Origin of the sequence: Mesorhizobium sp. M1004, assembly GCF_040318795.1 — a bacterium.
Classification (GTDB): Bacteria; Pseudomonadota; Alphaproteobacteria; order Rhizobiales; family Rhizobiaceae; genus Mesorhizobium.
On the sequence record NZ_JAMYNB010000011.1, the window covers coordinates 1 to 23,059 of the forward strand.

The following is a 23,059-nucleotide window of genomic DNA, read 5'->3' on the forward strand; positions in this document are numbered from 1 at the left end:
GAGCTGATCGTGCCGATCGCCATGGAAGAGAAGCTGCGCTTCGCCATCCGTGAAGGCGGCCGTACCGTCGGTGCCGGCATCGTCGTCACCATCAAAGAGTAATTTAGACTTAAACCGATCTGTCGCGGGCGCAGGATTTGCCCGCGCCGCGCCAGAACAAGGAAGTGACGCATGAACGGACAGAATATCCGCATCCGCCTGAAGGCGTTTGATCACCGCGTGCTTGACGCCTCGACGAAAGAAATCGTGTCGACGGCCAAGCGCACCGGAGCAAACGTCCGCGGCCCCATTCCGCTGCCGACGCGGATCGAAAAGTTCACGGTCAACCGGTCGCCTCACGTCGACAAGAAGAGCCGCGAGCAGTTCGAGATGCGCACGCACAAGCGTCTGCTCGACATCGTCGATCCGACCCCGCAGACGGTCGATGCTTTGATGAAGCTCGATCTGGCCGCCGGTGTCGACGTCGAGATCAAGCTCTAAGGGAATGAGAGCGCGGTAAGGGGCGGTGCCCCTGGCCCGGAACTCTAAAGGAATTGAACCGATGCGTTCAGGTGTGATTGCAAAGAAGGTGGGAATGACCCGCATCTATAATGATGCCGGGGAACATGTTCCCGTCACCGTTCTCCAGATGGAGAACTGCCAGGTCGTGGCTCAGCGCACGCAGGAGAAGAACGGCTATACGGCCGTCCAGCTCGGCGTTGGCCTTGCCAAGGTGAAGAACACGTCGAAGGCGATGCGCGGCCATTTCGCGACCGCTTCCGTCGAGCCGAAGGCGAAGGTCGCCGAGTTTCGCGTCTCCGCCGACAACATGATCGATGTCGGCGCCGAGATCACCGTCGAGCACTTCGTCGCCGGCCAGAAGGTCGATGTGACGGGCACGACGATCGGCAAGGGTTTCCAGGGCGTCATCAAGCGCCACCACATGGGTGGTGGCCGCGCGACGCACGGTAACTCGGTTTCGCACCGTACGCACGGTTCGACCGGCCAGCGTCAGGATCCGGGCAAAGTGTTCAAGGGCAAGCATATGGCTGGCCACATGGGCGACACCCGCGTCACCACACAGAATGTCGAGATCGTTTCGACCGACGCCGATCGCGGCCTGATCCTGATCCGCGGTGCGGTTCCCGGATCGAAGGGCGCCTGGATCCTGGTCCGCGATGCGGCCAAGGTGGCACTGCCGGCCAATGCGCCGAAGCCTGCCGCGATCCGCGCCGTTGCCGCCGAGAGTGGCGCCAAGAACGAGGCTCCGGCCGCAGAGGGAGCAGAATAATGGATCTCAAGATCACAACGCTTGGCGGCAAGGACGCCGGCAAGGTGAAACTCTCCGAGGAGATTTTCGGCCTTGATCCGCGCGAGGACATCCTGCAGCGCGTCGTGCGCTGGCAGCTGGCCAAACGGCAGCAGGGCACGCACAAGGCCAAGGGCCGCGCCGAAATCGCGCGCACCGGCGCCAAGATGTACAAGCAGAAGGGTACGGGCCGCGCCCGTCACCATTCGGCACGCGCTCCGCAGTTCCGCGGCGGCGGCAAGGCCCACGGCCCGGTCGTTCGCAGCCACGAGCACGATCTGCCGAAGAAGGTGCGCGCTCTGGGCTTGCGGCATGCTCTCTCGGCCAAGGCCAAGAGCGCGTCGATCATCATCATCGACGAGCTGAAGCTGACCGAGGCCAAGACGAAGGCGCTGATCGCGAATTTCGCGACGCTGGGCCTGACCAATGCCTTGGTGATTGGCGGTGCCGAGCTTGACCAGAACTTCAAGCTGGCGGCGACCAACATCCCGAACATCGATGTGCTGCCCATCCAGGGCATCAACGTCTACGACATTCTGCGCCGCGGCACGCTGGTCCTTTCGAAGGCCGCCGTCGAGGCTCTCGAGGAGCGCTTTAAATGACCGACCTCCGTCATTACGACGTGATCGTCTCGCCGGCGATCACCGAAAAGTCGACCATGGCTTCCGAGAACAACCAGGTTGTTTTCAACGTCGCCAAGAAGGCGTCGAAGCCGGAAATCAAGGCCGCTGTCGAAGCGCTGTTTGGCGTCAAGGTTACGGCCGTGAACACGCTTGTCCGCAAGGGCAAGATCAAGCGCTTCCGCGGCACGATCGGCCGCCAGAGCGACGTCAAGAAGGCGATCGTGACGCTGGCCGACGGCCAGTCGATCGACGTCGCGACGGGTCTCTGAGCTAGGCCGCGAGGACAGGACAATGGCACTTAAAAAATTCAACCCGGTAACGCCGAGCACCCGCCAGTTGGTCATCGTCGACCGCTCGGGCCTCTACAAGGGCAAGCCCGTCAAGGGCCTGACCGAAGGCCTGACGAAGTCGGGCGGCCGCAACAATCACGGCCGCATCACGGCCCGCTTCATCGGCGGCGGTCACAAGCGTTCGTACCGCATCATCGACTTCAAGCGCCGCAAGTTCGACGTCGTCGGCACGGTCGAGCGCATTGAATACGATCCGAACCGCACCGCCTTCATCGCGCTGATCAAGTATGACGATGGCGAGCTGTCCTACATCATCGCTCCGCAGCGCCTTGCCGCCGGCGACAAGATCGTGGCCGGTGAATCGGTCGACGTGAAGCCGGGCAATGCGATGCCGCTGGCCTCGATGCCGGTCGGCACGATCGTCCACAACATCGAGCTGAAGCCGGGCAAGGGCGCCCAGGTTGCCCGCTCGGCGGGTGGCTACGGCCAGCTGGTCGGTCGCGACCAGGGCATGGCGATCCTGCGCCTCAATTCGGGCGAGCAGCGTGTCGTTCACGGCTCCTGCATGGCCACCGTCGGCGCCGTGTCGAACCCCGACCACGGCAACATCAACGACGGCAAGGCCGGCCGCACGGTCTGGCGCGGCAAGCGCCCGCACAATCGCGGCGTGACCATGAACCCGGTCGACCATCCGCATGGCGGTGGTGAAGGCCGCACCTCCGGTGGCCGTCATCCGGTCAGCCCGTGGGGCAAGCCGACCAAGGGCAAGAAGACGCGGTCCAACAAGGCGACCGACAAGTTCATCCTGCGCTCGCGCCATCAGCGCAAGAGCTAAGAAGAGGTAACGCCAAGTGACTCGTTCTATTTGGAAAGGCCCCTTCATCGACGGCTACCTTCTCAAGAAGGTGGACAAGGTTCGTGAAGGTGGTCGCAATGAGGTGATCAAGATGTGGAGCCGTCGCTCCACCATCCTGCCGCAGTTCGTCGGCTTCACCTTCGGTGTCTACAACGGCCAGAAGCATGTTCCCGTCTCGGTGAACGAGGACATGGTCGGTCACAAGTTCGGTGAATTCGCTCCGACCCGGACCTATTACGGTCACGGCGCGGATAAGAAGGCGAAGAGGAAATAATCATGGGCAAGGCCAAAGCTCCGCGCAGGCTTGCTGACAACGAAGCGCGCGCCGTTCTGCGCACGATCCGTATCAGCCCGCAGAAGCTGAACCTGGTTGCCGCGCTGATCCGCGGCAAGAAGGTCGCGACAGCGCTTTCCGATCTCGAATTCTCGGCCAAGCGGATTTCCGGCACGGTCAAGAAGACGCTGGAATCGGCGATCGCCAACGCGGAAAACAACCACGACCTTGACGTCGATGCGCTGATCGTGGCGGAAGCCTATGTCGGCAAGTCGATCGTCATGAAGCGGTTCCATGCTCGTGGCCGCGGTCGCGCCAGCCGTATCGAAAAGCCGTTCTCGCACCTCACGATCGTCGTTCGTGAAGTCGAAGAAAAAGGGGAGGCCGCATAATGGGCCAGAAAGTCAATCCGATCGGTCTGCGCCTCGGCATCAACCGCACCTGGGATTCGCGCTGGTTCGCGAACACCGGCGAGTACGGCAAACTGCTGCATGAGGACATCAAGATCCGCAAATATCTTGAAAAGGAACTCAAGCAGGCTGCGATTTCGAAGGTCGTGATCGAGCGCCCGCACAAGAAGTGCCGCGTCACCATCCATGCGGCGCGCCCGGGCCTGATCATCGGCAAGAAGGGCGCCGACATCGAAAAGCTTCGCAAGAAGCTGATGGAGATGACGAAGTCCGAGACGCACTTGAACATCGTTGAAGTGCGCAAGCCGGAAATCGACGCGACCCTGGTCGCCCAGTCGATCGCCCAGCAGCTCGAGCGTCGTATCGCGTTCCGCCGCGCCATGAAGCGCGCCGTTCAGTCGGCCATGCGCCTGGGCGCCGAAGGCATCCGCATCAACTGCGCCGGCCGTCTCGGCGGCGCCGAGATTGCACGCATGGAATGGTACCGCGAAGGCCGCGTGCCGCTGCATACGCTGCGCGCCGATGTCGACTATGGCACGGCCGAAGCGCATACGGCTTACGGCATCTGCGGCGTCAAGGTCTGGGTGTTCAAGGGCGAAATCCTCGAGCACGATCCGATGGCTTCGGAGCGTCGCGCGACCGAGGGTGATGCTGCGCATGGCGGTGGTGGTGATCGCGAACGCGGTCGTCGTCGCGAAAACGCCTGATTATTTAGGAATTTGGAGTTAGAACGATGCTGCAGCCAAAGCGCACAAAGTTCCGCAAGCAGTTCAAGGGCCGTATCCATGGCACCGCAAAGGGCGGCACCAACCTGGATTTCGGTGGTTTCGGGCTGAAGGCGCTTGAGCCGAACCGCGTCACCGCGCGTGAGATCGAGGCGGCCCGCCGCGCGATCACTCGTGAGATGAAGCGTGCCGGCCGCGTGTGGATCCGTATTTTCCCTGATGTGCCGGTGACGTCGAAGCCGACCGAAGTGCGCATGGGCAAGGGCAAGGGCGCTGTCGACTACTGGGCGGCGCGCGTCAAGCCGGGCCGCATCATGTTCGAGATCGACGGCGTCAACGAAGAAACCGCCCGTGAGGCGCTGCGTCTCGGCGCGGCCAAGCTCTCGGTCAGGACGCGCTTCGTACAGCGCATCGCAGAATAAGGACGGGCTGATCATGAAAGCCGAAGACATCCGGACCAAGACCCAGGACCAGCTGACCGACGATCTGGCCAGCCTGAAGAAGGAGCAGTTCAACCTGCGCTTCCAGAAGGCCACCGGCCAGCTCGAGAAGACCGCGCGCGTGCGGCAGGTTCGCAAGGACATTGCGCGTATCAAGACCATCGCTGCGGAAAAGTCCGCGGCCAAGAAGGCTTAAGGACGAAAATCATGCCAAAGCGCATTCTGCAGGGCACTGTCGTCAGCGACAAGAACGAGAAGACGGTAGTCGTCAAGGTCGAACGGCGCTTCACGCATCCCGTGATGAAGAAGACCGTGCGCATGACCAAGAAGTACAAGGCGCACGACGAGAACAACGCCCACAAGGTCGGCGATCAGGTGTTCATCCAGGAATCGAAGCCGATTTCCAAGGATAAGCGCTGGATCGTCGTGTCTTCGGACCAGGCGTAACAAACCGAATTTTGGACAGACCGGGGAGGGGCTTTGAGCCCGTCCCGTTAGAAGAGAAGAAGGCGGCCAGTCATGATTCAGATGCAAACAAACCTCGACGTCGCGGATAATTCCGGCGCCCGTCGTGTCATGTGCATCAAGGTGCTGGGCGGCTCGAAGCGGAAATACGCTTCCGTAGGCGACATCATCGTGGTGTCGATCAAGGAAGCCATTCCGCGCGGCCGCGTTAAGAAGGGCGATGTGATGAAGGCGGTCGTGGTTCGCACGGCCAAGGACATCCGCCGCCCGGACGGCAGCGTGATCCGTTTCGACAAGAACGCGGCCGTTCTCGTCGACAACAAGAAAGAGCCGATCGGCACGCGTATCTTCGGACCGGTTCCGCGCGAACTCCGCGCCAAGAACCACATGAAGATCATCTCGCTCGCGCCTGAAGTGCTGTAAGGAGCCGGACCAATGCAAAAGATTAGAAAAGGCGACAAGGTCGTCGTGCTGGCCGGCAAGGACAAGGGCCGTTCGGGCGAAGTCCTCTCGGTTCAGCCGAAGGAAGACACCGCGCTGGTGCGCGGCGTCAACATGATCCGTCGTCACCAGAAGCAGTCCCAGTCCCAAGAGGGCGGGATCATCACCAAGGAAGCGCCGATCCAGCTGTCGAACATCGCGCTGGCCGACCCCAAGGATGGCAAGCCGACCCGCGTCGGCTTCATCTTCCAGAAGGACGGCAAGAAGGTGCGCGTCGCCAAGCGCTCGGGAGAAGTCATCAATGGCTAAGGCTCAAACCACGAAGCCCAAGGCTGAAAGCAAACAGTCCAAGGCCCAGAACACGCCGCGCCTCAAGCAGGTCTACAACGAGACCATCCGCAAGGCGCTGCAGGAGCAGTTCGGCTACGAGAACGAGATGCAGGTTCCGCGCATCGACAAGATCGTGCTGAACATGGGCGTCGGCGAAGCGACCGCGGATTCGAAGAAGCCTTCGATCGCGGCCGAAGACCTGGCGATGATCGCCGGCCAGAAGGCCGTCGTCACCCGCGCCCGTAATTCGATCGCCGGCTTCAAGGTCCGCGAGAAGATGCCGATCGGCGCCAAGGTCACGCTGCGCAAGGAACGCATGTACGAGTTCCTCGACCGTCTCGTGAACATCGCACTGCCGCGCGTCCGCGACTTTCGCGGACTGAATCCGAAGAGCTTCGATGGCCGTGGCAACTACGCCATGGGCATCAAGGAACACATCGTGTTCCCGGAGATCAACTACGACAAGGTTGATCAGATCTGGGGCATGGACGTCATCGTTTGTACGACTGCGAAGACGGACGACGAAGCCAGGGCATTGCTCAAGGCCTTCAACTTCCCCTTCCGCCAGTAACGGCAGCGAGAAAAGGAAAAATCTGAAATGGCAAAGACCAGCTCAGTCGAGAAGAACAACAGGCGCCGCAAGCTTGCTGACCAGTACGGTCCCAAGCGCGCTGCCCTGAAGGCGATCATCATGGACCAGTCCAAGCCGATGGAAGAGCGTTTCCGCGCTCAGCTGAAGCTTGCTGCCCTGCCGCGCAACTCGGCCAAGATCCGCATCCGCAACCGCTGCGAAGTTACCGGCCGTCCGCGCGCCTATTATCGCAAGCTCAAAGTATCGCGCATCGCGCTTCGTGATCTCGGCAATAACGGCCAGATCCCGGGCCTGGTCAAGTCGAGCTGGTAAGGAGGACATAACATGTCATTGAGCGATCCTCTCGGCGATATGCTGACCCGCATCCGCAACGCGTATGGCCGCAAGAAGTCGAGCGTTTCGACGCCGGCCTCGCGCCTGCGTACCCGCGTCCTCGACGTGCTGAAGGCTGAAGGCTATATCCGCGACTACAGCCAGACCGACTTCGACAACGGCAAGTCCGAGATCGAAATCGAGCTGAAGTATTTCGACGGTGCTCCGGTCGTGCGCGAAATCGCCCGCGTCTCGAAGCCGGGCCGCCGCGTTTACGTTTCGGCCAAGTCGATCCCGCACGTCGCCAACGGCCTCGGCATCGCCATCCTTTCGACGCCGAAGGGCGTGATGGCCGATCACGAAGCACGCGAACAGAATGTCGGCGGCGAAATCCTCTGCCAGATTTTCTAATTCGGCAGACCTGAAACAAGAGAAGTGACGAGGACAACCAAATGTCTCGTATTGGAAAAAAACCCGTTTCGCTGCCGCAGGGCGTGACCGCGACCGTCAACGGCCAGACCGTGACGGCGAAGGGCCCCAAGGGCGAGCTGAAGTTCGTGGTGAACGACGAAGTGCTGGTCAAGATGGAAGGCAGCGAAATCGCTGTCCAGCCGCGCGACCAGACCAAGGCCGCCCGCTCCAAGTGGGGCATGTCGCGCACGCAGATCGTCAACATCCTGCAGGGCGTCAAGGACGGTTTCGAGAAGAAGCTCGAGATCACCGGCGTCGGCTATCGCGCGGCACTCCAGGGCAAGAACCTGCAGCTGGCGCTTGGCTTCAGCCATGATGTCGTCTACCAGACGCCGGCTGGCATCACGATCACTGTGCCGAAGCCGACGGAAATCACCGTGACCGGCATCGACAAGCAGCAGGTCGGCCAGGTTGCAGCCGAGATCCGCGAGTATCGCGGTCCCGAGCCCTACAAGGGCAAGGGTGTCCGCTATGCCGGCGAGAAGATCGTCCGCAAGGAAGGCAAGAAGAAGTAGTAGGCCTGGCCCCGAAAAGTTGCAGACTTTTCGGAAAAGGCCAAGCCAAAGAAGTGCAACGCCGCGGGGAGCGGTCGCGGGAGGCGCTTTCGCCTACCGCACATGGCGGCCCCCGTTTTTTGAAGGCAAGGAAGACTATCATGGCTACCAAGGAATCCATCCAGCGCCGCGCGCAGCGCGTCCGCCGCCAGATCAAGAAGGTCGCCGGCGAACGTCCGCGTCTCTCGGTTCACCGCACGTCGAAGAACATCTACGTGCAGGTCATCGACGACGCCAAGGGCCATACCATCGCGGCTGCATCGACACTCGAGAAGGACCTCAAGGGTTCGCTCAAGACCGGCGCCGACACCGAGGCAGCAGCCGCTGTTGGCAAGCTGATCGCCGAGCGCGCTTCGAAGGCCGGCGTCAAGGAAGTCGTCTTCGACCGCGGCGCCTACATCTATCACGGCCGCGTCAAGGCGCTGGCCGAGGCTGCCCGTGAAGGCGGTCTGAGCTTCTAATTGCCTGTTCCCGAACCGAAGGTCAGCGCAGCAAAAAGTTGCAGACTTTCGGACAAGATCATGCAAGGAAAAATAACTCGCCCCCGGTGACCCAAAGAGGCGCACCGGATTTTATCAGCAACCGTGCTTCCGGAAAAAAACAAGGAACAGGATATGGCACAGGAACGTAGGGATGGTGGCCGCGGCCGCGATCGTGAAGAACGCGATGACGGCATGGTGGACAAGCTCGTCCACATCAACCGTGTCGCCAAGGTCGTCAAGGGCGGCCGTCGCTTCGGTTTTGCAGCACTCGTCGTCGTCGGCGACCAGAAGGGCCGCGTCGGCTTCGGTCACGGCAAGGCGCGCGAAGTGCCGGAAGCGATCCGCAAGGCAACCGAGTCGGCCAAGCGCGACATGATTTTCGTGCCGCTGCGCTCGGGCCGCACGCTGCACCACGACGTCGAAGGACGCTGGGGTGCCGGACGCGTGCTGCTGCGCGCTGCCAAGCAGGGTACCGGCATCATCGCCGGCGGCCCGATGCGCGCTGTCTTCGAGACGCTCGGCATGCATGACGTGGTCGCCAAGTCGATGGGTTCGTCGAACCCCTACAACATGGTTCGCGCCACGTTCGACGCGCTGAAGAGCCAGATGCATCCCAAGGATGTGGCTGCTGCGCGCGGCATCAAATATTCGACCCTTCAGGCCCGCCGCGGCACCGCCGTTGCGGCTGAAGAATAGTCGATCTGACCAGGGATTTTGACCATGGCCAAGAAAGCAACCAAGACCATCACCGTTGAGCAGATCGGTTCGCCGATCCGCCGCCCGAAGGAACAGCGCGCAACGCTGGTCGGCCTCGGCCTCAACAAGATGCACAAGCAGCGCACGCTGGAGGACACTCCCTCGGTGCGCGGCATGATCGCTGCCGTCCAGCATCTCGTCCGCGTCGTGGACGAGGGCTGAGCAAAAGCGCAGGAGAACCCAGATGAAACTCAACGATCTGCGTGACAAGGACGGCGCGACGCACTCCAAGAAGCGTCTCGGCCGTGGCATCGGCTCCGGCTCGGGCAAGACCGGCGGTCGCGGCGTCAAGGGCCAGAAGGCGCGCTCCGGCGTTGCCATCAACGGCTTCGAGGGCGGCCAGATGCCGCTCTATCGGCGCCTGCCGAAGCGTGGCTTCAATAACATCTTCGCCAAGAGCTTTGTCGTCGTTTCGCTGGCTCGTATCCAGACCGCGCTCGATGCCAAGAAGCTTGACGCCAAGGCGACCGTGACGGCCGAGGCACTCGTTGCCGCCGGCGTTATTCGCCGCGTCAAGGACGGCGTGCGCATCCTCTCGGACGGCGAGCTCAAGGCAAAGCTTGTCTTCGACGTCGCCGGCGCCTCCAAGGCCGCGATCGAGAAGATCGAAAAGGCCGGCGGTTCGGTCAAGCTGCCGGAAGCGGCAGCGGAGTAACGGCAATTTGAAGTGCGGCCGGCAGGAACGGTATCCGTTTTTGTTCACGATTGCGCTTTGATCCGATCAATTAGGCGGCCGCGTCAACGCGGCCGCTTGCATGTTTAGAGCCCGGAGCTTATCTCGTGAGCTTCGGTGCCACGCGCCGCCTGAGCTGCGGGCATCGAGCGTGACATACAAATCAAAGAAGTAGCGCATGACGTTGTCCGAAAACCGCTTCACACTTTTCGGCATCATGCTCTAGCGGAGAATCAGGCATGGCTTCGGCTGCTGAACAACTAGCCTCGAATCTGAATTTTGCGGCTTTCGCCAAGGCGGAGGACCTGAAGAAGCGAATCTGGTTCACCGTCGGCGCGCTGCTCGTGTATCGCCTCGGCACCTATATCCCGCTGCCCGGCATCAATCCGGATGCATTCGCGCAGGCCTTCTCTTCGCAGGCCAAGGGCGTGCTCGGCATGTTCAACATGTTCGCCGGCGGCGCCGTGCAGCGCATGGCGATCTTCGCGCTCGGCATCATGCCTTACATCTCAGCCTCCATCATCATGCAGCTGATGACCTCGGTCATTCCGTCGCTGGAGGCGCTGAAAAAGGAAGGCGAGCAGGGCCGCAAGGTCATCAACCAGTACACGCGCTACGGCACGGTACTCCTGGCGCTGGTGCAGGCCTACGGCATTTCGGTGGGCCTGGAAGGCGGCAACGGCATCGTCAACGATCCCGGCATGTTCTTCCGCATCTCGACCGTCGTCACGCTGGTTGGCGGCACCATGTTCCTGATGTGGCTGGGCGAGCAGATCACCGCCCGCGGCATCGGCAACGGCATTTCGCTGATCATCTTCTCCGGCATCGTCGCCGGCCTGCCGCGCGCCATCTCCGGCACGCTGGAGCTCGGCCGCACCGGCGCTCTATCGACCGGGCTGATACTCGCGATCATCGTGCTGGCCATAATCGTCATCGCGCTGATCGTGTTCTTCGAGCGCGCGCAGCGCCGCCTGCTGATCCAGTATCCGAAGCGCCAGGTCGGCAACCGCATGTTCCAGGGCGATACCTCGCATCTGCCGCTGAAGCTCAACACGTCGGGCGTCATTCCGCCGATCTTCGCGTCGTCGCTGCTTTTGCTGCCGGCAACGGTCGCTGGCTTCTCGCAGACGACAAACCTGCCGGCCTGGGCAAGCACCGTGCTCGCTTCGCTCGGCCACGGCCAGCCGCTCTACATGCTGTTCTATGCGGCAATGATCGTGTTCTTCGCCTTCTTCTACACGGCCATCGTGTTCAATCCGAAGGACACCGCCGACCAGCTCAAGAAGCATTCCGGCTTCATTCCGGGCTACCGTCCGGGTGAGCGCACCGCCGATTACATCGACTATGTCCTGACGCGCATCACCGTCGTCGGCGCCATCTATCTGGTGCTGGTGTGCCTGCTGCCCGAGTTCCTGATTTCGGCAACTGGCGTACCATTCTACCTCGGTGGCACATCGCTTCTGATCGTGGTCAGTGTAACCCTCGATACGGTGGCGCAGATCCAGGGTCACCTGATCGCGCACCAGTATGAGGGCCTGATCAAGAAGTCGAAGCTGCGCGGGGGGAAGAAGGCCAGATGAGATTGATATTGCTTGGGCCGCCAGGAGCGGGCAAGGGGACGCAAGCACAAAGACTGGTAGAAAAATACGGCATACCGCAGCTGTCGACGGGCGACATGCTGCGGGCCGCCGTACAGGCCGGCACTGAAGTCGGCAAGCGCGCCAAGGCGGTGATGGATGCCGGCGAGCTGGTTTCCGACGCCATTGTCAACGCGATCGTGGCCGAGCGCATCGACCAACCCGATTGCACCAGCGGTTTCATCCTCGACGGATATCCGCGCACGCTGGTGCAGGCTGATGCGGTTGAATCGATGCTCGCCGAGCGCGGCATTGGCCTCGATGCCGTGATCGAGTTCGTCGTCGACGACAAAGCGTTGGTCGGCCGCATCGTCAAGCGCGCCGACGACGCCAAGGCCGCCGGACAGCCGGTGCGCAAGGACGACAATCCGGTGGTGTTCGAAGAGCGCCTGCGGGAATATTACAAGAAGACGGCGCCGCTGATCGGCTATTATTACGCCAAACGCTCGCTTAGGAGTGTCGACGGCATGGCTCCTGTCGACACCGTGACGGCGGAGATTGAAGCGCTGCTCGCGGCGGTGACGCGGGAGACCGTTACGGTAAAGTAAAGATTGCGCTTGACTGGAACGGTTCGCTGGGTTATGGCGGCCCGTCTTCCTATCAGGCATGAGGCTTGCTTGTCCGCAAGGGCAAGGCAGCCGCATTGAAACTAGGGAACTCCCGCAAGGGCCGGCCTCCACCGGACGCGGGGTAATTTGAACAGCGCCGCGCGTGCCTTATTTTGAAGGCCGGCCGGTCCCACATGGAGAAGAGAAGAATATGGCTCGTATAGCCGGCGTCAACATTCCGACCAACAAGCGCGTCGTCATTGCGCTTCAGTACATTCACGGCATTGGCAAGAAGTTCGCCCAGGAGATCGTCGACAAGGTCGGCATCCCGGCCGAGCGCCGCGTCAACCAACTGACCGACGCGGAAGTGCTGCAGATCCGCGAGACCATCGACCGCGACTACCAGGTCGAAGGCGACCTGCGCCGCGAAGTGTCGATGAACATCAAGCGTCTCATGGACCTCGGCTGCTACCGCGGCCTGCGTCACCGCCGTTCGCTGCCGGTTCGCGGTCAGCGCACGCACACCAATGCACGCACCCGCAAGGGCCCGGCCAAGTCGATCGCCGGCAAGAAGAAGTAAGTGAGCGATAGCGAGTAGCCATTAGCGAGTAGGGGTCCCTATTCGCTAGTCCCTGCTCACTAATCGCTTTCAAAGGTGGAGCCGCTGGCATTACGGCGGTGTAGAGATCAACTGAAAGGACTATCATGGCCAAGGAAGCCGCTCGTGTTCGCCGTCGTGAACGCAAGAACATCTCGTCGGGCGTTGCCCACGTCAATTCGACCTTCAACAACACGATGATCACCATCACCGACGCGCAGGGCAATTCCATTGCCTGGTCGTCGGCCGGTGCCCAGGGCTTCAAGGGTTCGCGCAAGTCAACCCCGTTCGCCGCCCAGATGGCTGCCGAAGACGTCGCCAAGAAGGCCCAGGAGCACGGCATGCGCATGCTCGAAGTCGAGGTCTGCGGACCCGGCTCCGGTCGTGAATCGGCGCTTCGCGCCCTGCAGGCGGCCGGCTTCACCATCACCTCGATCCGTGATGTGACGCCGATCCCGCACAATGGCTGCCGCCCGCGCAAGAAGCGCCGCGTCTAAGACATTACCGAACGCCGCGTGAGCGCCTCAAGGCGCTCCTCCACGGCACTCCAGGTCGCCCGCCACGATTGGATGGTGGTGGGTCAACGGAAGGAAAGCATCATGATCCAGAAAAATTGGCAGGAACTGATCAAGCCGAACAAGATCGAGTTCTCGTCGAAGAAGAAGACGCTGACCACGCTGGTCGCCGAGCCGCTCGAGCGTGGCTTCGGCCTGACGCTCGGCAACGCGCTGCGCCGCGTGCTTTTGTCTTCGCTGCGCGGTGCGGCTGTCACCGCCGTGCAGATCGACGGCGTTCTGCATGAATTCTCGTCGATTGCCGGCGTGCGTGAGGACGTGACCGACATCGTCCTCAACATCAAGGAAATCGCCATCCGCATGGAAGGCGATGGTCCCAAGCGCATGGTCGTTCGCAAGCAGGGCCCGGGTGCGGTTCTGGCTGGCGACATCCAGACGGTTGGCGACGTCGAGATCCTCAACCCCGACCACGTCATCTGCACGCTGGACGAGGGCGCTGAAATCCGCATGGAATTCACCGTCGACACCGGCAAGGGTTACGTGCCGGCCGACCGCAACCGCGCCGAAGACGCGCCGATCGGCCTGATCCCGGTCGACAGCCTGTATTCGCCGGTCAAGAAGGTCTCCTACAAGGTCGAGAACACCCGCGAGGGCCAGGTTCTCGACTATGACAAGCTGACCATGACTATCGAGACCGACGGTTCGATCTCGGGCGAGGACGCGGTGGCTTTCGCTGCCCGCATCCTGCAGGACCAGCTTGGCCTGTTCGTCAATTTCGACGAGCCGCAGAAGGAAGTCGCCACCGAGGCCGTCACCGAGCTCGCCTTCAACCCGGCGCTGCTCAAGAAGGTGGACGAACTCGAGCTTTCGGTGCGTTCGGCCAACTGCCTGAAGAACGACAACATCGTCTACATCGGCGATCTTATCCAGAAAACCGAAGCCGAGATGCTGCGCACCCCGAACTTCGGCCGCAAGTCGCTGAACGAGATCAAGGAAGTGCTCGCGGCGATGGGCCTGCACCTCGGCATGGAAGTGCCGGACTGGCCGCCGGAAAACATCGAAGACCTCGCCAAGCGTTACGAAGACCAATATTGAGCATGAATTTCCAAGGATCGGCGGCGTGGGCCGCTCGATCCGACGGTCATGCGGAAAACCATCAGAGGCCACGGCCTCTTGAACAACTGAAGAAGGAAAAGAGCCATGCGCCACGGTTTTAAAGGCCGCCGCTTCGCCCGAAGCATTAGCCATCGCAAGTCGATGTTCGCCAACCTCGCCGTGTCGCTGCTCGAGCACGAACAGATCGTCACCACCCTGCCGAAGGCGAAGGATTTGCGTCCGATCGTCGAGAAGCTGGTGACGCTCGGCAAGCGCGGCGACCTGCATGCGCGCCGCCAGGTCATTGCCCAGATCGGCAATGAAGGCGTCGTCAAGCGTCTGTTCGACACCATCGCGCCGCGCTACGCCACCCGCAATGGCGGCTATCTGCGCATCATGAAGGCCGGCTTCCGCCACGGCGACAATGCCGCCATGGCAGTCATCGAGTTCGTCGATCGCGACACCTCGGCCAAGGGCGCCGGCGACCGCGCCCGCATCGAGGCCGAAGGCACCGACGAGGAAGCCGCTGCCGCATAAGGCTCGGTTTTTCAGGAATGACTTCAAGGGGCCTTCGGGCCCCTTTTTGTTACCGGCGTCCTACGTTTAGCGTGTCTTACGTTTAGCGAGTAAGCATCAGGTAGTCGCGACCGCTAAGCAGATTCCAATTGAAGGCGCCGGGAATCTCTTCGAACGCCGGTTGGGGATAGGAATAGATACTGTCGAGGGTGGCGCGGGAATCTATATCGCTGACCACTCGCGACACGGTGGAATTGGTCAGGTATTTTTGGGCGTCCCCATCTTCGATGAAGTCTGTATCGACTCGGAAATGAATCTGAACGGGACCCGCGCAGATGTTCAGCAATATTTCGTCGCTCAAGGCGGCGTAGAACACCGCTGCCTCTTCTGGAGCCCAAAGGCCGGCAGTCAAGAATTCCGAAGGTGTCGTCTCTCCACTGAACCCATCCAATGAGAGCACAAGGCGATCGGTGAGAACCTCAAAATCACCTTCGAGATAGCCCGCTTCTTCGATCTGAAACCAGTTCATCCAATGAGGTGCTTCTTCATCAAAGGAAATTTCGAGCTTTCCGAAAGTCCAATAGACCGGAATCGTCTCTGCATGTTCCGTGATCCAGCCGTCAGGCGGACCTAGCATACTGGCGATGTCGATCATTTTCAGAGAAGGGAAAACAGGCCCAAAAGTGCCGGTCTTCAAAAAGTCACGGAATGACAGGAGTTGTTTTTTCATGAAGGTCGACGCAGGTTTTCAGTTTCAAGCCGACCTATAGCTGCTTTGCGGGCCAGAATAATCAGATTTCAGGGGCTTAGCCTTTCATTTTGCACAATCGTCGGGACAATGGCGCCCGACCTGGAGGATTCGGAATGCACTTCAAACGGCTGTTTCTTGTTGCCCTTTGCGCGCTGGCCGCCTTTGCCGCGGCACCGGCCGTGAAAGACGCCCTGGCCGAGGACGCCGCCAAGCCAGCCGATCCGGGGCTCTCCGATGTGCTGACCGACCTCTTGCATGGCGTCGAGGGCGAGAACGGCACCTCCGGTCCCGACAAGCGCGTGCCGTTCGGCCGCGAAGAGGTGCAGCTGTCGTTTGCGCCCCTGGTCAAGCAGACGGCGCCGGCCGTGGTCAATGTCTATGCGTCGCAGACGGCCAAGGTCACGTCGCCCTTTGACGGCGATCCGTTCTTCGAGGAATTTTTCGGCCGCGCGCAGCCGCGCGCGCAATCCTCGCTCGGCTCGGGCGTGCTGGTCGACCCGAGCGGCGTCGTCGTCACCAATTTCCACGTGATCAAGGATGCCGACGAGGTCAAGGTCGCGACCGCCGACGGGCGCGAATTCACCTCGAAGGTCATGCTCAAGGACGAGACGCTCGACCTCGCCGTGCTCAAGATCACCTCCGACAAGCCGTTTCCGGTGATCGCCATCGGCGATTCCGACGCGCTCGAGGTCGGCGACCTGGTGCTGGCCATCGGCAATCCGTTCGGCGTCGGCCAGACCACCACCAGCGGCATCGTTTCGGCGCTTGCCCGCAGCCATATCGGCGTTTCGGATTCGGGCTACTTCATCCAGACCGACGCCGCCATCAATCCCGGCAATTCCGGCGGCGCGCTGATCAACATGGGCGGCCAGCTGGTCGGCATCAACACCGCCATCTACAGCCGCAGCGGCGGCTCGATCGGCATCGGCTTTGCCATCCCCGCCAACATGGTGCGCGCCTTCGCCGACGCGGCCAAGGCCGGGCTCGATTTCTTCGAGCGGCCCTATATAGGCGCCGAATTCGAAGCGGTCACACCGCAGATCGCCGAATCGCTCGGCATGGAGAAGCCGACCGGCGCGCTGGTGTCGTCGGTTGAGGAAGCCGGACCGGCGGCCAAGGCAGGGCTGAAGCCCGGCGATGTCGTGCTGCAGCTCAATGGCACGACGGTCGAAGGCATCGAGGCGCTGGATTACCGCATGGCGACCCTGTCGATCGGCACCAAGGCGACCTTCGCCATCCTGAGCAAGGGCCAGCAGGCGACGATGGAGATTGCACTGGAGCGCGCGCCGGAAGGCGCCAAGGCGTCGGAAGTGACCCTGCATGGCCGCAGCCCGTTCTCCGGCGCCAAGGTCGCGGAACTGTCGCCCAGGCTCGCCCAGCGGCTCGGCCTGCGCACCGACCTCAAGGGGGTCACCGTGGTCGACATCAACCGCGATTCGCCGGCCGCCGATTTCGGCTTCCAGCCCGGCGACATCGTGCGCGAGGTGAACGGCACGACGGTCGATACGGCGGCGACACTGGCGCAGCTTGCCCAGCAGGATACACGCTGGTGGCGCTTTACCGTCGAGCGCGGCGGGCAGATACTGCGCCAGGTGTTGCGTTACTGAGGCGATCTTCCCATTTCTGAGGATCGTGCTCCAACCAGAAGACCTAGATGGCCGATCTGTTCAGCGTCGATGAACCGGAAAGAGCGCCGCCCGGCCGGCCTTTGGCCGATCGGCTGCGCCCGAAAAACCTTGGCGAGGTCGTCGGCCAGGAGCATCTGACCGGCCCCGACGGCGCACTGACGCGGCTCATCAACTCCGGTTCGCTCGGCTCGATGATTTTCTGGGGGCCACCCGGCACCGGCAAGACCACCGTGGCGCGGCTGCTGGCCGGCGAGACCAGCCTTGCCTTCGAGCAGATCTCAGCGGTGTTTTCCGGCGTCGCCGATTTGAAGAAAGTGTTCGAGGCGGCAAAGCTGCGTCGCACCAATGGCCGCCAGACGCTGCTGTTCGTCGACGAGATCCATCGCTTCAACCGCGCCCAGCAGGATTCGTTTCTCCCGGTCATGGAGGACGGCACCGTCGTGCTGGTTGGCGCCACGACCGAAAATCCGTCCTTCGAGCTGAACGCCGCGCTTTTGTCGCGCGCGCGGGTACTGGTGTTTCACTCGCTGGGCGAGGAGAGCATCGCCAAGCTGATGACGCGCGCGGAGGAGACGGAGGGCAGGGCGCTGCCGCTCGACGAAGAGGCGCGGGCGATGCTCATCCGCATGAGCGATGGTGACGGCCGGGCCTCGCTGACGCTGGCCGAGGAAGTCTGGCGCGCCGCCAAACCCGGCGAGGTTTTCGATCCCGAAGGGCTGCAGCGCATCGTCCAGCGCCGCGCGCCGATCTATGACAAGGGCCAGGACGGTCACTACAATCTGATCTCCGCGCTGCACAAATCGGTGCGTGGGTCCGACCCGGACGCGGCGCTTTATTATCTTGCCCGCATGTTCGACGCCGGCGAGGATCCACTCTATCTCGGCCGCCGGCTGGTGCGCATGGCGATGGAGGATATCGGGCTGGCCGACCCGCAGGCGCTGGTTATCGCCAACGCCGCCAAGGACGCCTACGACTATCTCGGCTCGCCCGAAGGCGAACTGGCCTTCGCCGAGGCCACCGTCTATCTCGCCACCGCGCCCAAATCCAACGCCGTCTATACCGCCTTCAAGGCAGCCACGCGGGCGGCGAAGGAGTTCGGTTCGCTGCTGCCGCCCAAGCACATCCTCAACGCGCCGACCAAGCTGATGAAAGAGGAGGATTACGGCGCCGGCTACCGCTACGATCACGACCAGCCCGATGCCTTTTCCGGCCAGGACTATTTCCCCGAAAAGATGGGCCGGCAGACCTTTTACGATCCGCCCGAACGCGGCTTCGAGCGCGATATCAAGAAACGGCTGGACTATTGGGCAAAGCTGCGCAGCGAGCGGGAAAAATAGGTGCGCGGGACAAACGTGACGAACTCGGCCTGCCCGCGATGAACTGAAATTCTGTCCCCGCCAGTCACAGCAGTGTGATTGTACCGCATGACAAAAAGCCCTATCACGTCGCATGACTCGGCCGGGAGGCTGCCAGGACGGGCGATAATTCGGAACGGGGACAGCGCGCCGCGCGAACAGAAAATGACAAAATCCCTTCGCAAAACGCTTCGCCAGGCTGTGATTGCTGTCCCGCTGCTCGCGCTCGGCTTCTATTTCATTCCGATCCTGACCACGATCTGGATCGTCTGCGGCCTGATCGATGTGCTGCGCAACGCCAACAAGGATCTGTCGCTGTTGCGCGGCTATTTCCTCGGCAATGGCATCTTCACCTGGCTGCTGTCGCCCTTCAATCTGCTGGTGGACCTCGTTTGCTACAGGAACCCGGGCGTGTGGAAGCTGGAGCAGTTTCCCGCCGATTATCGGCGCGAGGTCAACGAGGTTCTTGACGTCTTCAAGGCGCGCAAGGACGAGATCATCGCCGATATCGACGCCAATTTCGGCACCGGTCGTCGCGGCATGTATGTCTATCAGTGGTACGGCAAGCACCGGATCGACAATGTCGCGGAATTCAACAAGGATTTCAAATACATCAAGACCATTGCCGTATCTGTCTTCAGAGGCAAGGAATCGACTTCCTGGCATTTCGGACCGCTGCGGCTCAGCCTGCGCATCCTCTACAATCTCTTGCCGGTGAAGGCAGAGGTTTTCGTCGAATGCAACGGCGCGAGGAATTACTGGCACGACAACCCGCTCTATATTTTCGACGACACGCTGCTGCACCGCTCGGTCAACGAGTATGACGGACGCCGCTACTGCGTGTTCATGGACATCATCCGCCCGTCGCCGTTCCCCGGCTTCATCGCCGGACTTCTGGCCATCGTTTCGGTAACCGTCGAGCGCATCAATTCCATGTTCTACAAGAACTGGAAGATGATCGGCTCGAGCAAGGCAAAGAAGGTCGAGACGACCTGAGGCGTTGGCCTGAAGGGATTGACCGCACTGCCTTGGCCGGGCAGTAAACGGGCATGTTCAATCTGCTTCTTGTTGTGGTCGGCGGCGGCATCGGCGCCGGCATCCGCCACCTGACCAACATCGGCGCCTTGCGCCTCGTCGGCCCCAACTGCCCCTGGGGGACGATGGCGATCAACATCGTCGGCTCCTTTGCCATGGGGCTGTTCGTCGCCGCGCTGATGCGGCGCGGCGGTTCCAATGAGCTCCGGCTGTTCGTCGCCACCGGCGTCCTTGGCGGCTTCACCACCTTCTCCGCCTTTTCGCTCGATTTCGCGACCCTATGGGAGCGCGGAGCGACGCTGCCGGCGTTGGGATATGCGCTGGCCAGCGTCGTTGGCGCCATTATCGCCCTGTTTCTGGGACTTTGGCTCGCAAGAACCGTTTCATAGTGTTATTGCCCCGACCTGGAGCACGCCGCATCCTTTGGACGCGCTGCAGAAACTTTGATCTTGCGCATGATCCTTTCCGAAGGCCGGAGTAGATTTTCGGGGTCACGCGTTAGAAACGGATAAAGCGAAAATCATGGCAGGCGTAGAACAGATCACGGTGGAGGCCGGCGAGGCGGGCATGCGGCTCGATCGCTGGTTCAAGACCCATTTCCCCGGCCTCGGCTTTGGCCATCTGCAGAAGTTGCTGCGCTCGGGCCAGATCCGCGTCGATGGCAGCCGGGTCAAGGCCGACAGCCGTGTCGAGCCCGGCCAGGTGGTGCGTGTGCCGCCGCTCGAGGTCGACAAGAAGGGCGAGAGTGCGCTTACGGGTTACTCGATCCGCAACCAGGGCGACGCCGATGTGCTGGCCAAGATGCTGATCCACGAAGATCCAAAAGTCTTCGTCTTCAACAAGCCGGCGGGCCTGGCGGTGCAAGGCGGCTCGGGCGTCACCCGCAATGTCGACGACATGCTGGAGGCCTGGCGCAGCCAGAAGGGCGAGAAGCCGCGCCTGGTGCACCGGCTCGACCGCGACACATCGGGCGTGCTGGTGGTTGCCCGCACCAGGCTTGCGGCGATGAAGCTTTCCGAGTCATTCCGGGCGCGTGAGACCAAGAAGACCTATTGGGCGCTGGTCAAAGGTGTCCCGCCCAAGCGCGAGGACAAGATCTCGACCTGGCTGATCAAGGAGCCGACCGAGGACGGCGACCGCGTGCGCGTGGCAGCCCATGGCGAAAAGGGCGCCGACCACGCCGTGTCCTACTATCGCATCATCGAGCAGGCGGCTCAGACGATGACCTGGCTGGAAATGGAGCCGTACACTGGCCGCACCCACCAGCTGCGCGTTCATGCCGCCTATATCGGCTGCCCGATCCTTGGCGACCCCAAATATTTCGAGGCCGACACCAACTGGGACTTTCCGGGCGGCATTCAGAACCGCCTGCATCTGCATGCGCGCCGCATCGTCATTCCGCACCCGGACAAGGGCGTCATCGACGTCACCGCGCCGATGCCGCCGCATATGCGCCAGAGCTGGAACCTGATCGGCTTCGACGACGCCAGCGCGGAGGACTGACATTGGCCGTTGCCTCGGTATTGGATCGCCGCGATGCGGTCGATCTGGCGGCTGCTTCCATCATGGTCGGGTTGACCTTTTCCTGGGGGCTGAACTACGTCGCCGCCAAGCTCTCCTATGCCGGCTTCGATCCGGTTTTCGTCTCGATCGCACGTTCGATCATTGGCGGGCTCTGTGTGCTCGGCTGGTGCTGGCTGCGCGGCATCAGGCTGTTTAAGGCCGACGGGTCGCTTGTCGCCGGCATCATCGTCGGCGTGCTGTTCGGCGTCGAGTTCCTGTGCCTCTATATCGGGCTGGAATACACGACCGTTGCCCGCAACACACTGCTGGTCAACACCATGCCGTTCTGGGTCCTGATCGGCGGCCATTTCCTGCTCGGTGAGCGTATCAACGCGCGCAAGCTTGGCGGGCTCGTTCTCGCCTTCTGCGGCCTGGTGGCGGTGTTTTCAGACGGGATTGCCGGCGGCACCGACGTGACCTTGATGGGCGATCTGCTCAGCCTCGGCTCCGGTATTCTGTGGGCGGCGACCAGTATCGTCATCAAGCGTTCGAAACTGGTCGAGACCAGTGCCGAGAAATTGCTGCTTTATCAGCTGGCCGGTGCGGCCATTGTCGGTGTCCTGGTTCTGCCTTTCGCCGGCCCGCCGATCCGCGCGGTCAGTGCCTTGCCGACATTGGCGCTGCTGTTCCAGTCGCTCTATATAGTTGCCTTCACCTATGTGCTGTGGTTCTGGCTGCTCAGGCGCTATCCGGCATCGGGCCTGTCGAGCTTCGCCTTCCTGTCGCCGGTGTTCGGCGTCCTCTGCGGCGCTATCATTCTTGGCGAGGCGCCAACGACCAGGATCTTTGTGGCGCTTGGGCTGATCGCAGTCGGCCTGATCATCGTCAACCGGCCGGCGCGCAAGCAGGTACCTGGATAGAAAGTTCGACCATGCGTGACATCCTCAACGACCTCGAAGCGGGAAAGCATCTGTCCGATCCGGATCCGGTCCGCCGCGCGCAGATCCAGATGAAGACGCACCTGCCGAAGCGCTTCTACAAGGACGTGTCGGTCGCAGCTGTGGAGGACGTTTTTGCCGTCCATCTCGACGGCAAGCCGGTGCGCACGCCGGGCAAGGCGCTGCTGGCGCTGCCGACCGAAAAGGCCGCCGCCCTGGTCGCCAATGAGTTCGCTGCACAGGGCGAGACCATCGACCCGGTCACGATGCCGGTGCTGCGTCTGGTCAACACCGCCATCGACGGCGTCGCCAGCGACCCGCAGGCGGTGCTGGAGGACGTCTTGCGCTTCGCCTCGTCCGATCTGACCTGCTACCGCGCCGACGCGCCACAGGGGCTGGTCGAGCGGCAGAACCAGCATTGGGATCCGGTGATCGACTGGGCGAGAGCGACATTAGGGGCTCGGTTCAATCTCGCCGAGGGCATCATCCATGTCGAGCAGCCGCGCGAGAGCATCGCAGTGCTCGGCGCTCATCTTGCCCAGCGTGCCGAGCCGCTGCGGCTGGCCGCAATCCATGTCATGACTTCGCTGACCGGGTCGGCGCTGCTCGCGCTGGCGGTCGATTACGGCGCGCTCGATGGCGACGCGGCTTGGGCCGCCGGCCATGTCGACGAGGACTGGCAGATCGAGCATTGGGGCCAGGATGCCGAGGCTGTCGCACGCCGCTCGGCCCGCAAACGCGACATGATGGCGGCCGTCGGCCTGCTCGATGCGCTGAAGACCTGATCCTCGGCCTTTGCCGCACTGCACCTAATACCAAAGTCATAAATCCAAGGTCTGTCTGCCTCCGGCGGTCGCTTTCTGTCATTTTTTACGCTGATGGCTGGTTCGAGTCGCGTTCAGAGGGAACGCCGACGATGACGCCCAGCGTCGAAGGCAGACGATTCACGGGAGGACAG

At 62.0% G+C, this 23,059-nt stretch carries 36 protein-coding genes; 35 read left to right on the forward strand and 1 reads right to left on the reverse strand.

Going from position 1 to position 23,059, the window contains the following annotated elements:
• The 28 genes from NKH54_RS21970 to rplQ all read left to right on the forward strand — a co-directional run.
• Positions 1–102, forward strand: a 102-nt coding sequence (locus NKH54_RS21970) for an EF-Tu C-terminal domain-related protein (RefSeq protein WP_152536282.1), incomplete at its 5' end; no start/stop codon positions are given.
• A gap of 69 nt (positions 103–171) precedes the next feature.
• A complete protein-coding gene (gene rpsJ / locus NKH54_RS21975) occupies positions 172–480 on the forward strand; it encodes a 30S ribosomal protein S10 (protein WP_010909272.1) in 309 nt (102 codons plus the stop codon).
• A gap of 61 nt (positions 481–541) precedes the next feature.
• Complete coding sequence (gene rplC / locus NKH54_RS21980; RefSeq protein ID WP_023682606.1) at positions 542–1,270, forward strand: 50S ribosomal protein L3; 729 nt, start codon at positions 542–544, stop codon at positions 1,268–1,270.
• Entirely contained in the window at positions 1,270–1,890 is a 621-nt protein-coding gene (gene rplD, locus NKH54_RS21985) for a 50S ribosomal protein L4 (RefSeq protein ID WP_023672750.1), read from the forward strand. Before rplC ends, rplD begins: the two co-directional genes overlap by 1 nt.
• Positions 1,887–2,180, forward strand: coding sequence for a 50S ribosomal protein L23 (locus NKH54_RS21990; RefSeq protein WP_023672751.1), 294 nt, complete (start codon positions 1,887–1,889; stop codon positions 2,178–2,180). The genes rplD and NKH54_RS21990 overlap by 4 nt, the downstream gene beginning before the upstream one ends.
• A gap of 22 nt (positions 2,181–2,202) precedes the next feature.
• A complete protein-coding gene (rplB, locus tag NKH54_RS21995; protein ID WP_023706515.1) occupies positions 2,203–3,036 on the forward strand; it encodes a 50S ribosomal protein L2 in 834 nt (277 codons plus the stop codon).
• 16 nt (positions 3,037–3,052) lie between these two features.
• Entirely contained in the window at positions 3,053–3,331 is a 279-nt protein-coding gene (gene rpsS / locus NKH54_RS22000) for a 30S ribosomal protein S19 (protein ID WP_006205463.1), read from the forward strand.
• Positions 3,332–3,333: 2 nt separating this feature from the next.
• Positions 3,334–3,723, forward strand: a complete 390-nt coding sequence (gene rplV / locus NKH54_RS22005) for a 50S ribosomal protein L22 (protein ID WP_006205462.1) — start codon at positions 3,334–3,336, stop codon at positions 3,721–3,723.
• Positions 3,723–4,448: a 30S ribosomal protein S3 gene (rpsC, locus tag NKH54_RS22010; RefSeq protein ID WP_023672753.1), complete on the forward strand. Its 726-nt coding sequence runs from the start codon at positions 3,723–3,725 to the stop codon at positions 4,446–4,448. Before rplV ends, rpsC begins: the two co-directional genes overlap by 1 nt.
• A 26-nt stretch (positions 4,449–4,474) precedes the next feature.
• Positions 4,475–4,888 carry a 50S ribosomal protein L16 gene (rplP, locus tag NKH54_RS22015; RefSeq protein ID WP_006205460.1) on the forward strand — a complete coding sequence of 138 codons (414 nt, stop codon included), beginning with the start codon at positions 4,475–4,477 and terminating at the stop codon, positions 4,886–4,888.
• Between the two features lie 13 nt (positions 4,889–4,901).
• Complete coding sequence (gene rpmC, locus NKH54_RS22020) at positions 4,902–5,102, forward strand: 50S ribosomal protein L29 (protein ID WP_006205459.1); 201 nt, start codon at positions 4,902–4,904, stop codon at positions 5,100–5,102.
• Positions 5,103–5,113: 11 nt separating this feature from the next.
• Complete coding sequence (gene rpsQ, locus NKH54_RS22025) at positions 5,114–5,353, forward strand: 30S ribosomal protein S17 (protein ID WP_010909280.1); 240 nt, start codon at positions 5,114–5,116, stop codon at positions 5,351–5,353.
• A gap of 72 nt (positions 5,354–5,425) precedes the next feature.
• Positions 5,426–5,794, forward strand: coding sequence for a 50S ribosomal protein L14 (gene rplN / locus NKH54_RS22030; RefSeq protein WP_006205457.1), 369 nt, complete (start codon positions 5,426–5,428; stop codon positions 5,792–5,794).
• Between the two features lie 12 nt (positions 5,795–5,806).
• On the forward strand, positions 5,807–6,121 hold the full coding sequence (gene rplX, locus NKH54_RS22035) for a 50S ribosomal protein L24 (protein ID WP_013531428.1): 315 nt from the start codon (positions 5,807–5,809) through the stop codon (positions 6,119–6,121).
• Positions 6,114–6,713: a 50S ribosomal protein L5 gene (gene rplE, locus NKH54_RS22040; RefSeq protein ID WP_023672755.1), complete on the forward strand. Its 600-nt coding sequence runs from the start codon at positions 6,114–6,116 to the stop codon at positions 6,711–6,713. The genes rplX and rplE overlap by 8 nt, the downstream gene beginning before the upstream one ends.
• Positions 6,714–6,740: 27 nt before the next feature.
• On the forward strand, positions 6,741–7,046 hold the full coding sequence (gene rpsN, locus NKH54_RS22045; protein ID WP_010909282.1) for a 30S ribosomal protein S14: 306 nt from the start codon (positions 6,741–6,743) through the stop codon (positions 7,044–7,046).
• 12 nt (positions 7,047–7,058) lie between these two features.
• Positions 7,059–7,457 (forward strand): 30S ribosomal protein S8, encoded by a 399-nt coding sequence (gene rpsH / locus NKH54_RS22050; protein ID WP_006205453.1) that lies wholly within the window; start codon positions 7,059–7,061, stop codon positions 7,455–7,457.
• A gap of 41 nt (positions 7,458–7,498) precedes the next feature.
• A complete protein-coding gene (gene rplF / locus NKH54_RS22055; protein ID WP_023755194.1) occupies positions 7,499–8,032 on the forward strand; it encodes a 50S ribosomal protein L6 in 534 nt (177 codons plus the stop codon).
• A 140-nt stretch (positions 8,033–8,172) separates the two neighbouring features.
• A complete protein-coding gene (gene rplR, locus NKH54_RS22060) occupies positions 8,173–8,532 on the forward strand; it encodes a 50S ribosomal protein L18 (protein ID WP_023682602.1) in 360 nt (119 codons plus the stop codon).
• A 153-nt stretch (positions 8,533–8,685) separates the two neighbouring features.
• The gene (rpsE, locus tag NKH54_RS22065) at positions 8,686–9,249 is read left to right on the forward strand and encodes a 30S ribosomal protein S5 (RefSeq protein ID WP_006333394.1); all 564 of its coding nucleotides are present in this window, start codon (positions 8,686–8,688) and stop codon (positions 9,247–9,249) included.
• A gap of 24 nt (positions 9,250–9,273) precedes the next feature.
• On the forward strand, positions 9,274–9,471 hold the full coding sequence (gene rpmD, locus NKH54_RS22070) for a 50S ribosomal protein L30 (protein ID WP_006205449.1): 198 nt from the start codon (positions 9,274–9,276) through the stop codon (positions 9,469–9,471).
• A gap of 22 nt (positions 9,472–9,493) precedes the next feature.
• Positions 9,494–9,964 carry a 50S ribosomal protein L15 gene (gene rplO / locus NKH54_RS22075; RefSeq protein WP_023682601.1) on the forward strand — a complete coding sequence of 157 codons (471 nt, stop codon included), beginning with the start codon at positions 9,494–9,496 and terminating at the stop codon, positions 9,962–9,964.
• A 257-nt stretch (positions 9,965–10,221) separates the two neighbouring features.
• The gene (secY, locus tag NKH54_RS22080; protein ID WP_023672761.1) at positions 10,222–11,562 is read left to right on the forward strand and encodes a preprotein translocase subunit SecY; all 1,341 of its coding nucleotides are present in this window, start codon (positions 10,222–10,224) and stop codon (positions 11,560–11,562) included.
• The gene (locus NKH54_RS22085) at positions 11,559–12,167 is read left to right on the forward strand and encodes an adenylate kinase (protein ID WP_023682600.1); all 609 of its coding nucleotides are present in this window, start codon (positions 11,559–11,561) and stop codon (positions 12,165–12,167) included. Before secY ends, NKH54_RS22085 begins: the two co-directional genes overlap by 4 nt.
• A gap of 211 nt (positions 12,168–12,378) precedes the next feature.
• The gene (gene rpsM / locus NKH54_RS22090; protein WP_006205445.1) at positions 12,379–12,747 is read left to right on the forward strand and encodes a 30S ribosomal protein S13; all 369 of its coding nucleotides are present in this window, start codon (positions 12,379–12,381) and stop codon (positions 12,745–12,747) included.
• A 125-nt stretch (positions 12,748–12,872) separates the two neighbouring features.
• Complete coding sequence (gene rpsK / locus NKH54_RS22095; RefSeq protein WP_006205444.1) at positions 12,873–13,262, forward strand: 30S ribosomal protein S11; 390 nt, start codon at positions 12,873–12,875, stop codon at positions 13,260–13,262.
• Positions 13,263–13,364: 102 nt separating this feature from the next.
• Positions 13,365–14,375, forward strand: coding sequence for a DNA-directed RNA polymerase subunit alpha (locus NKH54_RS22100; RefSeq protein ID WP_023682599.1), 1,011 nt, complete (start codon positions 13,365–13,367; stop codon positions 14,373–14,375).
• 105 nt (positions 14,376–14,480) lie between these two features.
• Positions 14,481–14,912 (forward strand): 50S ribosomal protein L17, encoded by a 432-nt coding sequence (rplQ, locus tag NKH54_RS22105; RefSeq protein WP_023682598.1) that lies wholly within the window; start codon positions 14,481–14,483, stop codon positions 14,910–14,912.
• 82 nt (positions 14,913–14,994) lie between these two features.
• On the opposite strand, the gene NKH54_RS22110 is transcribed toward rplQ, so the two are convergent.
• The gene (locus NKH54_RS22110) at positions 14,995–15,621 is read right to left on the reverse strand and encodes a hypothetical protein (protein WP_023832214.1); all 627 of its coding nucleotides are present in this window, start codon (positions 15,619–15,621) and stop codon (positions 14,995–14,997) included.
• Between the two features lie 134 nt (positions 15,622–15,755).
• Here NKH54_RS22110 and NKH54_RS22115 point away from each other — a divergent pair, with 134 nt between their 5' ends.
• The 7 genes from NKH54_RS22115 to NKH54_RS22145 all read left to right on the forward strand — a co-directional run bounded on the left by NKH54_RS22115 (position 15,756) and on the right by NKH54_RS22145 (position 22,886).
• Complete coding sequence (locus NKH54_RS22115; protein WP_023736687.1) at positions 15,756–17,249, forward strand: DegQ family serine endoprotease; 1,494 nt, start codon at positions 15,756–15,758, stop codon at positions 17,247–17,249.
• Positions 17,250–17,296: 47 nt separating this feature from the next.
• On the forward strand, positions 17,297–18,607 hold the full coding sequence (locus NKH54_RS22120; RefSeq protein ID WP_023701776.1) for a replication-associated recombination protein A: 1,311 nt from the start codon (positions 17,297–17,299) through the stop codon (positions 18,605–18,607).
• Positions 18,608–18,790: 183 nt separating this feature from the next.
• A complete protein-coding gene (locus NKH54_RS22125; protein ID WP_353028866.1) occupies positions 18,791–19,621 on the forward strand; it encodes an aspartyl/asparaginyl beta-hydroxylase domain-containing protein in 831 nt (276 codons plus the stop codon).
• Between the two features lie 53 nt (positions 19,622–19,674).
• A complete protein-coding gene (crcB, locus tag NKH54_RS22130; protein ID WP_353028867.1) occupies positions 19,675–20,049 on the forward strand; it encodes a fluoride efflux transporter CrcB in 375 nt (124 codons plus the stop codon).
• Between the two features lie 133 nt (positions 20,050–20,182).
• Entirely contained in the window at positions 20,183–21,163 is a 981-nt protein-coding gene (locus NKH54_RS22135; protein WP_023691252.1) for an RluA family pseudouridine synthase, read from the forward strand.
• A 62-nt stretch (positions 21,164–21,225) separates the two neighbouring features.
• Positions 21,226–22,083 carry a DMT family transporter gene (locus NKH54_RS22140; RefSeq protein ID WP_502907564.1) on the forward strand — a complete coding sequence of 286 codons (858 nt, stop codon included), beginning with the start codon at positions 21,226–21,228 and terminating at the stop codon, positions 22,081–22,083.
• Positions 22,084–22,094: 11 nt separating this feature from the next.
• Positions 22,095–22,886: an ATP12 family chaperone protein gene (locus NKH54_RS22145; RefSeq protein WP_027050821.1), complete on the forward strand. Its 792-nt coding sequence runs from the start codon at positions 22,095–22,097 to the stop codon at positions 22,884–22,886.
• Positions 22,887–23,059: the final 173 nt, after the last annotated feature.

What these genes read in the sequence shown, in the direction of transcription:
- rpsJ (WP_010909272.1), top strand. Translation starts at nt 172, where the DNA reads ATGAACGGACAGAATATCCGCATCCGCCTGAAGGCGTTTGATCACCGC.
- rplC (WP_023682606.1), top strand. Translation starts at nt 542, where the DNA reads ATGCGTTCAGGTGTGATTGCAAAGAAGGTGGGAATGACCCGCATCTAT.
- rplD (WP_023672750.1), top strand. Translation starts at nt 1,270, where the DNA reads ATGGATCTCAAGATCACAACGCTTGGCGGCAAGGACGCCGGCAAGGTG.
- NKH54_RS21990 (WP_023672751.1), top strand. Translation starts at nt 1,887, where the DNA reads ATGACCGACCTCCGTCATTACGACGTGATCGTCTCGCCGGCGATCACC.
- rplB (WP_023706515.1), top strand. Translation starts at nt 2,203, where the DNA reads ATGGCACTTAAAAAATTCAACCCGGTAACGCCGAGCACCCGCCAGTTG.
- rplV (WP_006205462.1), top strand. Translation starts at nt 3,334, where the DNA reads ATGGGCAAGGCCAAAGCTCCGCGCAGGCTTGCTGACAACGAAGCGCGC.
- rpsC (WP_023672753.1), top strand. Translation starts at nt 3,723, where the DNA reads ATGGGCCAGAAAGTCAATCCGATCGGTCTGCGCCTCGGCATCAACCGC.
- rplP (WP_006205460.1), top strand. Translation starts at nt 4,475, where the DNA reads ATGCTGCAGCCAAAGCGCACAAAGTTCCGCAAGCAGTTCAAGGGCCGT.
- rpmC (WP_006205459.1), top strand. Translation starts at nt 4,902, where the DNA reads ATGAAAGCCGAAGACATCCGGACCAAGACCCAGGACCAGCTGACCGAC.
- rpsQ (WP_010909280.1), top strand. Translation starts at nt 5,114, where the DNA reads ATGCCAAAGCGCATTCTGCAGGGCACTGTCGTCAGCGACAAGAACGAG.
- rplN (WP_006205457.1), top strand. Translation starts at nt 5,426, where the DNA reads ATGATTCAGATGCAAACAAACCTCGACGTCGCGGATAATTCCGGCGCC.
- rplX (WP_013531428.1), top strand. Translation starts at nt 5,807, where the DNA reads ATGCAAAAGATTAGAAAAGGCGACAAGGTCGTCGTGCTGGCCGGCAAG.
- rplE (WP_023672755.1), top strand. Translation starts at nt 6,114, where the DNA reads ATGGCTAAGGCTCAAACCACGAAGCCCAAGGCTGAAAGCAAACAGTCC.
- rpsN (WP_010909282.1), top strand. Translation starts at nt 6,741, where the DNA reads ATGGCAAAGACCAGCTCAGTCGAGAAGAACAACAGGCGCCGCAAGCTT.
- rpsH (WP_006205453.1), top strand. Translation starts at nt 7,059, where the DNA reads ATGTCATTGAGCGATCCTCTCGGCGATATGCTGACCCGCATCCGCAAC.
- rplF (WP_023755194.1), top strand. Translation starts at nt 7,499, where the DNA reads ATGTCTCGTATTGGAAAAAAACCCGTTTCGCTGCCGCAGGGCGTGACC.
- rplR (WP_023682602.1), top strand. Translation starts at nt 8,173, where the DNA reads ATGGCTACCAAGGAATCCATCCAGCGCCGCGCGCAGCGCGTCCGCCGC.
- rpsE (WP_006333394.1), top strand. Translation starts at nt 8,686, where the DNA reads ATGGCACAGGAACGTAGGGATGGTGGCCGCGGCCGCGATCGTGAAGAA.
- rpmD (WP_006205449.1), top strand. Translation starts at nt 9,274, where the DNA reads ATGGCCAAGAAAGCAACCAAGACCATCACCGTTGAGCAGATCGGTTCG.
- rplO (WP_023682601.1), top strand. Translation starts at nt 9,494, where the DNA reads ATGAAACTCAACGATCTGCGTGACAAGGACGGCGCGACGCACTCCAAG.
- secY (WP_023672761.1), top strand. Translation starts at nt 10,222, where the DNA reads ATGGCTTCGGCTGCTGAACAACTAGCCTCGAATCTGAATTTTGCGGCT.
- NKH54_RS22085 (WP_023682600.1), top strand. Translation starts at nt 11,559, where the DNA reads ATGAGATTGATATTGCTTGGGCCGCCAGGAGCGGGCAAGGGGACGCAA.
- rpsM (WP_006205445.1), top strand. Translation starts at nt 12,379, where the DNA reads ATGGCTCGTATAGCCGGCGTCAACATTCCGACCAACAAGCGCGTCGTC.
- rpsK (WP_006205444.1), top strand. Translation starts at nt 12,873, where the DNA reads ATGGCCAAGGAAGCCGCTCGTGTTCGCCGTCGTGAACGCAAGAACATC.
- NKH54_RS22100 (WP_023682599.1), top strand. Translation starts at nt 13,365, where the DNA reads ATGATCCAGAAAAATTGGCAGGAACTGATCAAGCCGAACAAGATCGAG.
- rplQ (WP_023682598.1), top strand. Translation starts at nt 14,481, where the DNA reads ATGCGCCACGGTTTTAAAGGCCGCCGCTTCGCCCGAAGCATTAGCCAT.
- NKH54_RS22110 (WP_023832214.1), bottom strand. Translation starts at nt 15,621, where the DNA reads ATGAAAAAACAACTCCTGTCATTCCGTGACTTTTTGAAGACCGGCACT.
- NKH54_RS22115 (WP_023736687.1), top strand. Translation starts at nt 15,756, where the DNA reads ATGCACTTCAAACGGCTGTTTCTTGTTGCCCTTTGCGCGCTGGCCGCC.
- NKH54_RS22120 (WP_023701776.1), top strand. Translation starts at nt 17,297, where the DNA reads ATGGCCGATCTGTTCAGCGTCGATGAACCGGAAAGAGCGCCGCCCGGC.
- NKH54_RS22125 (WP_353028866.1), top strand. Translation starts at nt 18,791, where the DNA reads ATGACAAAATCCCTTCGCAAAACGCTTCGCCAGGCTGTGATTGCTGTC.
- crcB (WP_353028867.1), top strand. Translation starts at nt 19,675, where the DNA reads ATGTTCAATCTGCTTCTTGTTGTGGTCGGCGGCGGCATCGGCGCCGGC.
- NKH54_RS22135 (WP_023691252.1), top strand. Translation starts at nt 20,183, where the DNA reads ATGGCAGGCGTAGAACAGATCACGGTGGAGGCCGGCGAGGCGGGCATG.
- NKH54_RS22140 (WP_502907564.1), top strand. Translation starts at nt 21,226, where the DNA reads ATGGTCGGGTTGACCTTTTCCTGGGGGCTGAACTACGTCGCCGCCAAG.
- NKH54_RS22145 (WP_027050821.1), top strand. Translation starts at nt 22,095, where the DNA reads ATGCGTGACATCCTCAACGACCTCGAAGCGGGAAAGCATCTGTCCGAT.